At 36.8% G+C, this 12,731-nt stretch carries 13 protein-coding genes; 7 read left to right on the plus strand and 6 right to left on the minus strand.

The features are described from left to right. Positions 1-2: 2 nt before the first annotated feature. The 3 genes from helD to NSQ08_RS03910 all read right to left on the minus strand — a co-directional run bounded on the left by helD (position 3) and on the right by NSQ08_RS03910 (position 4,144). Positions 3-2,339 carry an RNA polymerase recycling motor HelD gene (helD, locus tag NSQ08_RS03900; protein ID WP_340771764.1) on the minus strand — a complete coding sequence of 779 codons (2,337 nt, stop codon included), beginning with the start codon at positions 2,337-2,339 and terminating at the stop codon, positions 3-5. 293 nt (positions 2,340-2,632) lie between these two features. Then, positions 2,633-3,502: a peptidylprolyl isomerase PrsA gene (prsA, locus tag NSQ08_RS03905; protein WP_002186490.1), complete on the minus strand. Its 870-nt coding sequence runs from the start codon at positions 3,500-3,502 to the stop codon at positions 2,633-2,635. A gap of 447 nt (positions 3,503-3,949) precedes the next feature. After that, positions 3,950-4,144 carry a hypothetical protein gene (locus NSQ08_RS03910; RefSeq protein WP_000172693.1) on the minus strand — a complete coding sequence of 65 codons (195 nt, stop codon included), beginning with the start codon at positions 4,142-4,144 and terminating at the stop codon, positions 3,950-3,952. A gap of 118 nt (positions 4,145-4,262) precedes the next feature. Between NSQ08_RS03910 and NSQ08_RS03915 the strand changes: the two genes are divergently transcribed. Further along, positions 4,263-4,598, plus strand: a complete 336-nt coding sequence (locus NSQ08_RS03915) for a DUF1878 family protein (RefSeq protein ID WP_002150076.1) — start codon at positions 4,263-4,265, stop codon at positions 4,596-4,598. Positions 4,599-4,603: 5 nt separating this feature from the next. Here the strand turns inward: NSQ08_RS03915 and NSQ08_RS03920 are convergent, their stop codons facing one another. The 3 genes from NSQ08_RS03920 to NSQ08_RS03930 all read right to left on the minus strand — a co-directional run bounded on the left by NSQ08_RS03920 (position 4,604) and on the right by NSQ08_RS03930 (position 6,466). Then, on the minus strand, positions 4,604-5,161 hold the full coding sequence (locus tag NSQ08_RS03920; RefSeq protein WP_002150075.1) for an HTH-type transcriptional regulator Hpr: 558 nt from the start codon (positions 5,159-5,161) through the stop codon (positions 4,604-4,606). A gap of 299 nt (positions 5,162-5,460) precedes the next feature. Further along, positions 5,461-5,823, minus strand: coding sequence for a YtxH domain-containing protein (locus NSQ08_RS03925; RefSeq protein ID WP_002011120.1), 363 nt, complete (start codon positions 5,821-5,823; stop codon positions 5,461-5,463). Positions 5,824-6,031: 208 nt separating this feature from the next. After that, positions 6,032-6,466 carry an HIT family protein gene (locus tag NSQ08_RS03930; RefSeq protein ID WP_001016832.1) on the minus strand — a complete coding sequence of 145 codons (435 nt, stop codon included), beginning with the start codon at positions 6,464-6,466 and terminating at the stop codon, positions 6,032-6,034. 581 nt (positions 6,467-7,047) lie between these two features. Between NSQ08_RS03930 and ecsA the strand changes: the two genes are divergently transcribed. From ecsA to NSQ08_RS03960, 6 genes are all read left to right on the plus strand, one after another. After that, the gene (gene ecsA / locus NSQ08_RS03935) at positions 7,048-7,791 is read left to right on the plus strand and encodes an ABC transporter ATP-binding protein EcsA (RefSeq protein ID WP_001292616.1); all 744 of its coding nucleotides are present in this window, start codon (positions 7,048-7,050) and stop codon (positions 7,789-7,791) included. Continuing rightward, the gene (locus NSQ08_RS03940) at positions 7,784-8,995 is read left to right on the plus strand and encodes an ABC transporter permease (RefSeq protein ID WP_002087166.1); all 1,212 of its coding nucleotides are present in this window, start codon (positions 7,784-7,786) and stop codon (positions 8,993-8,995) included. Before ecsA ends, NSQ08_RS03940 begins: the two co-directional genes overlap by 8 nt. 13 nt (positions 8,996-9,008) lie before the next feature. Then, positions 9,009-9,716, plus strand: a complete 708-nt coding sequence (gene ecsC, locus NSQ08_RS03945) for an ecs operon protein EcsC (RefSeq protein WP_002030211.1) — start codon at positions 9,009-9,011, stop codon at positions 9,714-9,716. 136 nt (positions 9,717-9,852) lie between these two features. Further along, positions 9,853-10,590 carry a (Fe-S)-binding protein gene (locus NSQ08_RS03950; protein WP_002087164.1) on the plus strand — a complete coding sequence of 246 codons (738 nt, stop codon included), beginning with the start codon at positions 9,853-9,855 and terminating at the stop codon, positions 10,588-10,590. A 2-nt stretch (positions 10,591-10,592) separates the two neighbouring features. Further along, complete coding sequence (locus tag NSQ08_RS03955) at positions 10,593-12,023, plus strand: LutB/LldF family L-lactate oxidation iron-sulfur protein (RefSeq protein ID WP_340771786.1); 1,431 nt, start codon at positions 10,593-10,595, stop codon at positions 12,021-12,023. Beyond that, positions 12,004-12,705, plus strand: coding sequence for a LutC/YkgG family protein (locus tag NSQ08_RS03960; RefSeq protein WP_002087162.1), 702 nt, complete (start codon positions 12,004-12,006; stop codon positions 12,703-12,705). The genes NSQ08_RS03955 and NSQ08_RS03960 overlap by 20 nt, the downstream gene beginning before the upstream one ends. Positions 12,706-12,731: the final 26 nt, after the last annotated feature.

The raw sequence follows: 12,731 nt of genomic DNA on the forward strand, positions 1-12,731 counted from the left end.
GATCAAGGTGTTTTCGTTACAAGTTCAAAACTTTCCGAAGCAGCCCCTGTTACAAAAGGACTAACCTCACCAACGCTATAAAGCTGTAAATCATGCATCGCGCGCGTACAAGCAGTGTAGAACAATCTACGTAGGCTTTCATCACTGTACACATCTTTAGAAGCATCGTAAATAATGACAGCATCAAATTCGATACCCTTTGCTAAATAAGCAGGGATAACGACGATGCCTTGCTCGTACTCGGCTGAGTTACTTTTCACAAGTTTAATATTCTCGATATGACTGAGTGCCTCGTATGCAGCGGCACTTTCAGCTGCGGATTTACATATAATTGCGATCGTATTGTGCTGTTGTTTTTGTAGTTCAGCAACTTTAGAAGTGATACGATCATGCAGTTCGCTGTAATCAGAAACTTTAGTCACTGTAGGTTTCTCGCCGTCACGTTCAAAGGCGTTAATATTCTTTCCTTCCGGTACGAGATAGCGTGTGAATTCAATAATCGGTTTTGTTGAGCGATAGCTACGAGTTAAGTTGATGCCGTTTGTTTCATCTGGTCCGTATAAGCTAGTAAGTGTATTGAAATTCACTGCTTCACTCGCATGGGCAAATATTGCTTGGTTAAAGTCTCCGAGCACTGTCATTTTTGCGGCAGGGAAGAGACGTTTTAAAAACTCGAACTGAAACGGAGAATAATCTTGTGCTTCGTCTACGAGTACGTGTTTAATTGATCTGTTCGTTTGGAAGCCTTCAATTAATTCTTTTAAAAGTAAAAATGGAGTCGCATCCTCGTAATGTAGCTTTCCTTCATCAAGCATGTTCACAGTTAATGAGCAAATTTCGTCCCATTCTTTAGGCTTTTCTCCAGTAACCCATGATGCATCTGTGAAGAGTTGTTTATATATGCCTGTAAAATTGATAAAACGTAGTGTTTGAACGCCTTTACGTAACGGTTTTAATTTTTTACGGACAATCATACGACCGAGTACTTTCGTTTCTTTTTCATAATCATTAAAGGAGTTGTCATCAAACTCGCCTTTTTTCTGTAAGTATTTATAAGCTTTTTGATACTCATCTTTACTAAGTAGTTCAATTTCTTCTTCTACCCAAGGCTTTTTCAGTTCTGTTTTTTCAATTGTGTCTATTTGTTTATTTAGCCAATCCGTTAACTTCTCGATTCTATTATGGAAGCGGAGGGAGGAATCAGTATTATAAAATTGCTCTGTAATTTCTTTAGCAGAGGCAATCAGTTTTCCTCTAAATTTCATTCCTCTAAATAGCATGCCTGAAGATTCAAGAGATTGTCTGTACGCTCTAATCATCTCGAAAAATTGAGTAGATGCTTTAAATCGAATGCTCGCATTTCGAGTTTTATAATTTGCGCTATTCGTTTCAGTTAGCATATATTCTAATTGCTCGTAAGGATCCTCAACGTCAAATGACTTACTTAGTCTATGGTTTAAATATTCTTGGAATGTAACTTGCTGCATATTCTCTTCACCGAGTTCTGGCAGTACGTTAGATACGTAGCTGTTGAACATGGAGTTAGGGGAGAAGAGAATGATTTGATCTGCTTTTAGCCATTCGCGATATTTATATAGTAAGTAGGCGATTCGCTGCAGGGCAGCTGACGTTTTACCGCTACCAGCAGCTCCTTGAACGATAAGTAGTCGCCCTTCATCGTGACGGATAATTTCATTTTGCTCGCGCTGAATAGTAGCAACGATACTTTGCATATGTTTGTTTGTTCCTTTTCCGAGCGCTTGTTGCAGAATTTCATCGCCAATTGTGAGGCTCGTATCGAACATTGAATCAATCTCGCCATTCTGAATTATATATTGTAATTTCTTCTCCACATTACCGCAGATTACGCCTCCTGGTGTGCTGTATTCAGCCGGTCCTGGTGGATAATCGTAGTAAACACTTGAAATTGGTGCGCGCCAATCGTATATAAGAAAGTTTTCTCCGCTTGCATCGGTAAGTGTAGCAACGCCGATATAAATTTGTTCTGCACCAATTTCTCCTTCTTCTTTGAAATCAATTCGTCCGAAGTAAGGTGCTTTATGCATACGGCGTAGTGCGGCAAGTCGATTAAAGGTGTGCTTATGGGTAATTTGTGTTACGGCTAGTGACTGAGCTTGTTGTCTTAAGTTGATAACTGTTTCAAGATAATCGTCAAAAGTATCAGTATTAACTTTTACATCATCCCAAAAGTGTTTACGAATGTTAATTACTTCTGCCCGGCGTCTGCCAGTTTCGCTTTCCAGTTTATCAATTTGCTCCGTAATCGTTTCTATTACGTTATCCAATCGTTTTTGCTCTTGATCAAGTTTTTTGTTCATACGTAAGCACTCCTTTAAAAGTGAAAAATAGAGGTTGACTGAAGATGTGTTTTGGTGTACAATTAAGATACGGATAAATACATTCTTTTATTTTTAGCGAATGCGTTTCTGTACTAATTTAACATAGTTTTTTAATTTAATCAATGATAATAAGATAAACCTTGGTTTCGTGCTGTACGAAATCAAGGTTTTTTTGTGTTGAATGGAGTAAGATGGGGGAGTATATCGATTTATCGGTAAAAAACTACTACAAAATAAAAAAGCTTGGGGCTACCCAAGCTTTTTTCACTTCATTATTTCTTTTCGTCTTTTTTAGCGTCAGCTTTTGGCTCTTCGAAAAGATCTTTCAAATCTTTATCGTCAACTTTTACGTCAGCTTTTTTGATTTCTTTCATCATAAGATCATTCATAAATTGAGCATCTTGTGTTTTTTCTTGAACTACTTCTTTTTTGATGTCAGCTTTTGCTTTATCGAAAGTTGCGTCAGCATGAGTCTCAGTTACTTTAATGATATGGTAACCATGCTGTGTTTTTACTGGTTCACTTACTTCATCTTTTTTCAGCTTACGAGCAGCTTCATCGAATTCTTTTACCATTTTATCTGGTCCGAAGAATCCTAAGTCGCCACCTTTTTCTTTTGAACCTGGATCTTCAGAGTACTTTTTCGCTAACTCTTCGAAAGATTTACCTTGTGCAAGTTCTTCTTTCACTTTTTTAGCAGTCTCTTCATCTTTTACAAGAATATGGCTTGCTTTAATTTCTTGCTTATAGTCCTCAAATTTTGCTTTTAAGTCTTTATCAGTAATTGCTTTTTCAATCGCTTGTTCTTGAGCTAATGAAGCGCGAACGCCATTTTTAACTGTTTCTTCTTTAAGGCCTTGTTGTTTCATTAGTGTATCGAATTGGTCACCGACTTGCTTTTTCATTTCATCGAACTTTTTGTCTACTTCTTTTTCATCGACTTTGTAGTTTTTAATAAGTACTTTTTCCATAACCATGTTATTTAGTACTTGTTTACCAGCTTGTGTCTTCATTTGATTGTAGAACTCTTCTTTAGTGATGTCACCAGCTTTAGATGTAACAATTTTGTCTGATGATGATGTTCCACATGCTGATAATGCGATTACACTTGTTGCGGCTAAGGCAAGCATAGCTTTCTTCATTCAATAAACACTCCTACTATTATGTATTTTTAATTTATCCCATACGAATGAAGAAACGCCTTATGATAGGTTATTTTCGTTCATAAGAACCTGATTAAGTCTCACTGATGTCTTTGCTTTTTTTATATGTAAAAGCACGCTTAACAGGGCTTACCGAGGCTTTAGGATAAAGTTTAGATGCGTGTCGTTTATTTCATAGTATAAGCAATATGTACAAAATTTAATATATCATATTTCGACGGGTTTTCCTATTGATAAAGAAATTTTAACCAGTTTGTGTCAGATTTTGAAAGGGTACCATATTGGGCGGATGTCGCATATACAGAAAAGAGGAGGGGATGGGGGATGAATTCAAAACTTATTTTATTACTTGTACTGTTTATTTTATTAGTTATAGTAGGTATAATTTGCTTATAGAGGAAAAAAATGAGGAAGGGGCTTCCTTCCTCACTTTCCATGAAATATAATTTCTACATAACTAGAAATTAATAGAATGGTAATACATACATTAATAACTCGAAAGACACCGGGCTGGCGGCTCGCAGATATTTGTTTTCGCTCACACAGTGTATGTGTCATGAAATTCGTGTAAAATATAACAAGAAGTGCGAATGCAACAAAAACAACGGTTATAAGAGTCATGAGGCGAGACCTCCTTTTGGCTAAAATACATATACTTTATATATTGTATCATACGATATTTTGTTCGTGTTACAAAATTCAGAAATAGAAGACTTTGTGTTAGGAAGCGAGGGAGAAAATGGACGTTGTAAGAAGACTAGAACAAGCTGAATACTACGTAGACCTACTATTTAAAATGATTGATGAAGAAAAGTGTCCATTTTATTCTTTAATCATAAAGAAAAAAGCTCGTAAAAAAGACATTGAACGTATACTAAAACTTTGTGAAAAGCTGAACGAACAATATGTAGTGGAGAAAGCAGAAGGCCTTCTATTGTTTGATGCGCTATTAGATCAATTTGAAAAAGCGCTTCCACATCAGCTCGAAGTACACGAAACTGCGGAAGCGCTAGCAAAACAAGGTTTATTTAAGCCACTTATGAATGAATTCTTACGCATGATTGCGAAAAAATAAATAGATTATTTCTTAACTAACTTTTGATCGGATTCCGTAAAGTTCTCCTCGATATCTTCTAATGATTTCTCAAAAATATCGATGAAGTCTTGTCCGTAAATATTACGCAGGATTGCAATCAGTTCGATATTTTCTGGGAACTTACCGTAAAAATTACGAAGTTCAAGTGCCCCATTAAAAACAGAATTATTTTCAGGATCATACTCCTCCATTAAGCGAAGTAGTAATTCTTCCCCTTTGTCTGTAATTTCAATGTACGTATTTCGTTTATCATCTTCTTTTTTTGAGAATACAAGATAGCCGCGTTCTTCAAGCTTTTTAGAGAAGTTAAACGCCGTTGATACGTGCATGACTCCAAACTTAGCAATCTCAGAAATAGAAGCCCCTTTTAAATGATAAGCGATGGTTAAAATGTGATGCTCGTTAATGTTTAAATCGTAAGGTTTAATCCACTGTTGCCAATCTTTCTCTACGCATTTCCATAACGCTTTCGATAATTGAGCAATACGTTGGCTGAAAATCATCGCTTCTTTTACCGAGTAATTTTTTTCTCCACTTTTCATTTACTCACCCACTTTAACATTCTTTTTTCATTATTATCTATTATGCCAGTAAAATAAAAATTAATAAAGTCTTTTTGTGAGAATTGTGAAAATTTTTCGGAAAAACAACATTCTATACAAATCATGCATAACTATGGAAGCGTTTTATGAGTCAAGAATACATGTGTTGTCTTTACATGTTAAGGGATAACATATATTGTAAATGCATAAAAACACGGCATATCTATGTGATATGCCGTGTTAAGGTCAATTCGTATGAAAAATATTTGTTATATGCAAAAAACTAAGCAGGAATATGTTTACGCTTTTTCTGGAACGGCTTCTTGTAGTTTCTCAATTGACTTTTGAATGTCTAAAATTTCTTTTTCAATATGTCGTTTGTTTTGAGAAATATCTTGTTTCCAGTTAGAAAGCGTGTCATGCATATCGTCTTTTAGTTCTTGGAATACTTCTTTACCTTCTGAAGCAGTTTCAACGATTTGACGCTTTAATAACTTTGTATCAGCTGTAATATCAGCTAAAGTCTTTTTTATATCAGTCCCTTTTTCTTTCAGCTTACCGCGCATAGCTTTACCAGAAGAAGGAGTTGAGAAAAGAACGGCTAGTCCAGCAACTGCTCCGCCGCAAAGTACACCTGTAATAAAGGATTTAGCTTTTGACATAAAAGGAAACCTCCTTATTTTTCGTTCGTATTCATGATGTATAAAAGTGTGCATATCTTTAAGACAAGGGGAAGAAAAGTGAGCTTTTCTCTCTTGTACATGCTATGCACAAAAAATCATACCCCCGGCATTTTTTGTGAAGAAAGAAGCCATACAATAAATGCCAGAGGAATCGGCTTATTATGTATTACTTCTTATTATAGTGGCACTATTTCACACTATTTGCAATTGTACTTGCGATGTTTTGTAAATTTTCCATTGTGTATTCATTTTGGTGTGATTTCCAAACAGCACCGAAACCATCGTTTTCACCGTAGCGTGGAATTAAATGAAGGTGGAAGTGGAATACAGTTTGTCCAGCTTTCTCGCCGTTATTGTTAAGTAGGTTGAAACCAACTGGATTAAATTCTGCTTTCATTGCATTTGCGATTTTTGGAACGACCGCAAAAATATGTGATGCGATTTCTGGCGTTAACGCAAAAATGTCTTGTTTGTGAACTTTCGGAATAACAAGAGTATGTCCTTTTGTTACTTGACTAATATCTAAAAATGCAAGTACATGTTCATCTTCGTATACTTTTGAGCAAGGAATTTGCCCGTCAATGATTTTACAAAAAATACAATTGTCCGCTGTATGATTCATCGATCTCATCCTTTCAAATAGTCTTAGCCGTATTTTACCATAATTACATAGGAGAACAAACACGAAAAACAGGAAGCTGACTCAGCTTCCTGTTTTCTGAAGAGGGATTGAAAAAGCATTTTTTATAATTTACGGTTCGCAGACACCTCATTTATTTAAGAAATGCACGGTAAATCGGCTAAAGTTTCTGCCGTAGACACCCCATTTTCAAGTGAAATGAATTGCAATCTTTTTTTAAAATGAAATTGTTTATTTTTTAAAACAGTATATGCTCTTTCGGAGACACCCCGTTTCGAAAATGAAACAAATTATCTGGTTATGTGTAAATTTCATTGTCCAACTTGGACACCCCATTTCATGATGACTTCACTATGTTGTTGTACTCATCAATTGGTGGTTGCTTTTTCAATGTGTTCCTTCTTCACTAATTATGATGTCCGCTTTCGTAAAAATATATGCCAAGAAATTTAAAATTTTTTTTGAAGGCATCGATACTATGTAGTGCACCATGATTTTTGGTAAGATGAATATATACATTTCTTACAAAAGTGAATGAATATAAATGAAGAAAGTGGTGTCGTATGAGCGAGTTATTGCGTGTAGAAAATGTTACAGGAGGATATACGAAACGACCTGTACTGCAAAATGTTTCGTTCTCTGTTAATAAAGGCGAACTTGTTGGCTTGATCGGTTTAAATGGAGCCGGGAAAAGTACGACAATTAAACATATCATCGGTTTAATGGAGCCGAAAAAAGGAACTGTCACAATTAATGGGAAAACAATTCGTGATGATATGACAGCGTACCGTTCTAGTTTCTCCTTCATTCCAGAAACGCCAGTATTATATGATGAGTTAACGTTAGAAGAGCATTTGAAATTAACAGCGATGGCGTACGGTGTAGATGAAAAACAATATGAAGAACGCGTAGGACAACTATTACAAGAGTTTCGCATGAAAAATCGTTTGAAATGGTTTCCGTCTCATTTCTCAAAAGGGATGAAACAAAAAGTGATGATTATGAGTGCATTTTTAGTTGAACCATCACTTTACATTGTGGACGAACCTTTCGTTGGGCTTGATCCGTTAGCGATTCAATCACTTCTTCAAATGATGGATCAAATGAAAAAGAGTGGTGCGGGCATCTTAATGAGTACACATATTTTAGCGACAGCAGAGCGCTATTGTGATTCATTCATTATTTTGCATCAAGGTGAAGTGAGAGCGATGGGAACATTATCAGAACTTCAATCCGGGTTTAATATGCCTGGTGCAACGCTTGATGATATTTATATTGCGTTAACGAAGGAAGAAGATTATGAATAGCACAGCGTTATGGAAAGAACGATTTCGGCACTTTCTAAAAGAAGTTCGTACATATAGTAAATACGTATTTAATGATCATTTGAAATTTATTTTCGTATTTATCATCGGCGCAGGAGCGTATTATTACCAGCAATGGTTACAAACGTTAACACCTTCGTTTCCGACAGCGTTTGTTATGGCAGTCTTACTTGGCCTCGTATTAACAGCTGGGTCCATCCAAACGTTATTAAAAGAAGCGGATCTCGTGTATTTGCTTCCAGTTGAAGAAAAGTTAAAGCCTTACTTTACGAAGGCATTTCTCTTTACGTTTATGATTCAGTTATACATAATCGCAATGGTAGCAGCTGCGCTTGCCCCGTTATATTTCCAGCAAATGAAACAAACAGGTGCCAATTACATATGGATTGTGATCGCGTTTGTCATTGTAAAAGCGTGGAATTTATTCGTAGCGTGGGAAAAATCATTTTTAACAGATCAAAGCGTTCAAAAAGCAGATTGGTTCATTCGCTTTATTTTAAACGGCTTATTTGTGTACGTCCTTGTAGAACGTACTTCATTCATTTTTACCGGTGTAATTGTCTTTCTTATGGCACTATACCTTGCTGTTATGCATCAAAAGGTGAAAGGAAAGCCGCTAAACTGGGAGTATTTAATTTCTGAAGAAGGTAAAAAAATGATGCTGCTGTACCGCATTGCGAATATGTTCGTTGATGTACCAGCGTTAAAAGAGAGAGTATCACGTAGGAAATGGCTTGATTTCATTCTTTCGATGATTGGTGAGAAACGTACATATTTATACTTATATACGAGAACATTTTTAAGATCGGGTAACTATTTCGGATTATATATGCGTTTACTCGTTCTTGGGGGAATTATTCTTTACTTTATCCCATTTTTATATGGACGTTTTATCGTAAGCCTTGTTTTCTTATACTTAATCGGCTACCAGCTCTTAACCCTTTGGAAACATCACCGTATGAAAGTTTGGCTTGATTTATATCCGGTAGGGGGAGGCGAGAAGAAGAGAGATTTCCTTACTTTATTAAATGCGATTCTTATTATCGGCAGCGTTGTATTTACAGTTATATTTGCACTTGCGACGAAAGATTTCATAATGACCGGCATTTTATTTGTAGTAAGCATATTATTTAGTATTGGTTTCGTTTATCAATACGGTGCAAAGCGCATTGAGCGTTTAAACTGAAAGGAATGAACCTATGATTACATATGAAGAGAAGGTTATAAAAGAATTGGAGCAGTGGAAAGCTACATTCATGAAAGATTCTTCTATGATGACACGGTTCTCTAAAAAAGTGCAGGTGAAAGTGCAACAACTAGTGCCCGCGAAAGTGCAAAAGGTACTAACAGAAACGATTCGGATGATGGTGCAAACAATTAGTGCTGGATCAAACTTCATAAAACCGAAGCTAAAAGAAACGAACTGGTCACTGCAAAGACGAGACGATGAAGTACGTAAAAAAATGGATGAGTACAAAAAAGTCGCAGCGGCAGAAGGGGCAGGAACAGGAGCAGGTGGTATTCTCCTTGGCCTTGCCGATTTCCCGTTATTACTTACTATTAAAATAAAATTTTTATTTGATGCAGCAACATTGTACGGATTTGATACGAGTAAAAAAGAAGAGCGCCTTTTTATTCTTCACGTTTTCCAACTTGCTTTTTCAAGTGACGATCACCGAAAAGAAGTATGGAAAGCGATTGAAACGTGGGATACAGAAGAAGAAAATCATATGGACTGGGAAAAGTTCCAAACAGAATACCGAGACTATATCGATTTAGCAAAAATGCTCCAGCTCGTCCCGATCATCGGTGCCCCGGTCGGCGCATATGCGAATTATCAATTATTGCAAAGGCTTGGAGAAGTGACGATGAATTGTTATCGTATGCGCTTGCTTAATAGAAATTAATTTGTTTTACAAAAAGTATCCTAAATTACACATTTAGGATACTTTTTTTTATTTTTATCCATATTTTTATTTTTTTACCAATAATATACAGATAAAGTTACTTGAGCTTACTTTACTGTATTTAGGGGTGCAAAATATGAAAGTATCAATATTTATTACTTGTGTTGCAGATATTTTTTATCCAGAAGTAGGGAAAGATGTTGTGGAAATTCTTGAAGATTTAGAGTGTGAAGTTGATTTTCCAAAAACTCAAACTTGCTGCGGACAACCTGCTTATAATAGCGGGTATGTGAAAGAAACAAAAACAGCTGCAAAACATATGATTGAAGCCTTTGCCAGTTCAGAATATGTTGTGGCACCATCGGGGTCTTGCGCTATGATGGTTCACGAGTTTTCTAGCTTATTTTCTGAAAGCGAAGCAGATTGGAAGAAAAAAGCTACTGAACTTGGAAATAAAACATATGAATTCACACAATTTCTTGTGGAAGTATTAGGGAAAGAAGACTTAGGTGCAGAGCTTCATAAAAAAGCAACGGTTCATACATCTTGTCATATGAGCCGATTAATGGGGATTAAGGAACCACCGCAAAAACTATTAAAGTGTGTAAAGGGACTGGAGGTTGTTTCATTGCCGCATAATTATGATTGTTGCGGATTTGGAGGGACATTCTCGGTGAAAATGCCAGAAATCTCTGAGCAAATGGTTGAAGAAAAAGTAAAGCATATTATGGAAACCGGTGCGGAATTGTTAATTGGGATGGATTGTAGCTGCTTAATGAATATAAAAGGACGTTTAACACGTAATGGTTATCCAATTGATGTAAAACATATTGCTCAAGTATTAAATGAAGATCGAAAACAAGGGGGGATATAGAGATGGGAATGAAAATTGGGAACGATCCCTTTCATAAGCGTACTGCAACAGGTATTGGGGATCAATTTATGCGACAGGCTGTCAGGAAAGCGCAAGATGGTCTGAGAGTCAAGAAATTAAAAGCTACTGAGAGTCTTGGGAACTGGGAAGAATGGCGAGCTTTAGGAGAAGAAATTCGAAAGCATACATTAGAAAACCTTGATTATTATTTATATGAGCTGAGTGAAAATATTGAGAAAAACGGTGGTTTCGTTTATTTCGCAAAGACTGCAGAAGACGCAAGGGAATATGTAAAAGAGATTGTAAAAAAGAAAAACGCGAAAAAAATTGTGAAATCAAAATCGATGGTAACGGAAGAGATTAGTTTAAATGAAGCGATTGAAGAAGCTGGAGCGGAAGTGTTAGAAACAGATCTTGCTGAATTTATTCTACAAGTGAACGACCACGATCCTCCATCACATATTGTTGTTCCGTGTCTTCACAAAGATAAAGAACACATTTGTGAAATATTTAAAACAAAGTTAAATTACACTGGAACATCTGATCCTACGGAAATGGCGAGGTTTGTAAGATCGTATTTACGTGATGATTTTTTTGCAGCGGATATAGGGGTGACTGGATGTAACTTTGCTGTTGCAGAGTCTGGGTCAATTTCTATCGTAGCAAACGAAGGAAATGCAAGACTTACTACGACACTTCCAAAAACGTTGATTACAGTTATGGGGATGGAGCGTATTGTTCCGACGTGGGAAGAGCTTGATGTTTTAGTAACACTTCTATGCCGAAGTTCTGTAGGACAAAAGTTAACAAGTTATATTACAGGGTTAACTGAGCCTGGCGGGGAAGATGGACCTGAGGAATTTCATTTAGTCATTGTTGATAATGGCCGTTCCGATATTGTAGGAACAGAATTCCAAAATGTCCTTCAGTGCATTCGTTGCGCGGCATGTATTAATGTGTGTCCTGTATACAGGCATATTGGTGGACATGCATATGGCTCAATTTATCCAGGACCAATTGGAGCTGTGTTGACACCGCTTTTAGGGGGATATGATGAATATAAGGATTTACCTTACGCATCTAGCCTGTGTGGTGCTTGTACAGAAGCGTGTCCAGTGAAAATCCCGTTACATGACTTATTAATTAAACATCGTAGCCGCATTGTAGAAGAAAAACAATCACCTGTAGCTTGGAACGTGGCTATGAAAGGTTTTGAAAAAGCGGTGAAGAGTCCTAGACTATTTTCTTTTGCAGCGAAGAGCGCTCCATATGCATTAAAACCTCTTGCAAAAGGGGATAAGATCGAGCGTGGAATTGGGCCGTTAAAAGCTTGGACGGATGCGAGAGATTTTCCAGTTCCGAAAAAACAACCGTTTCGAGAGTGGTTTGAAAAACACGAAAAGGAGAACGATGATGGCCATCCAAAATCGTGAGGAATTTTTACTCCAGTTATCAGAAAAGCTTGGTAGGAAACGTCCAGAAGCAGTGAAAAAACCGAACTGGTCTTTTTCCCCGCAGTGGACTGTTTTTGACGGACTGGCGCAAGACGAACTTGTATTAAAGTTAATAGAGCACTGCGAAGTCATTCATACAGAAGTAAAGCGAACAACAAAGGAAAATCTTGTTGAAACATTGGGGTCTTTTATAAAAGAATGGAATATCAAATCTGTTATATGTTCGAATGATGAGCGCTTTAATGAGTATGGTCTTACGCCATGTTTCAGCAATAAAGGTACAACACATTTTCGTACATGGGGATTAGAACATAAAGAAGAGGACATAAAATTTGCGAAAGCTGCTGACCTTGGCATTACGTTCAGTGATATGACTCTGGCAGAATCAGGAACCGTTGTGCTATTTAATGATGGGTTAAAAGGAAGACATGTGAGTCTTCTTCCGGAGTCATATATTGCAATCGTTCCTAAAAGTACGATTGTACCAAGATTAACCCAAGCTACAAAACTGATCCATAATCAAAATAAAGCGGGAGAAAACTTGCCGGCTTGTGTGAACTTCGTTTCTGGTCCGTCAAATAGCGCGGATATTGAAATGAACCTTGTCGTAGGTGTACATGGGCCAATTAGAACAGCGTATATTATTGTGGATGATCAATAATGATTTACGTGTGCGAGTTGGAAATA

The organism is Bacillus sp. FSL E2-8887 (assembly GCF_038007205.1).
GTDB lineage: Bacteria > Bacillota > Bacilli > Bacillales > Bacillaceae_G > Bacillus_A > Bacillus_A mycoides.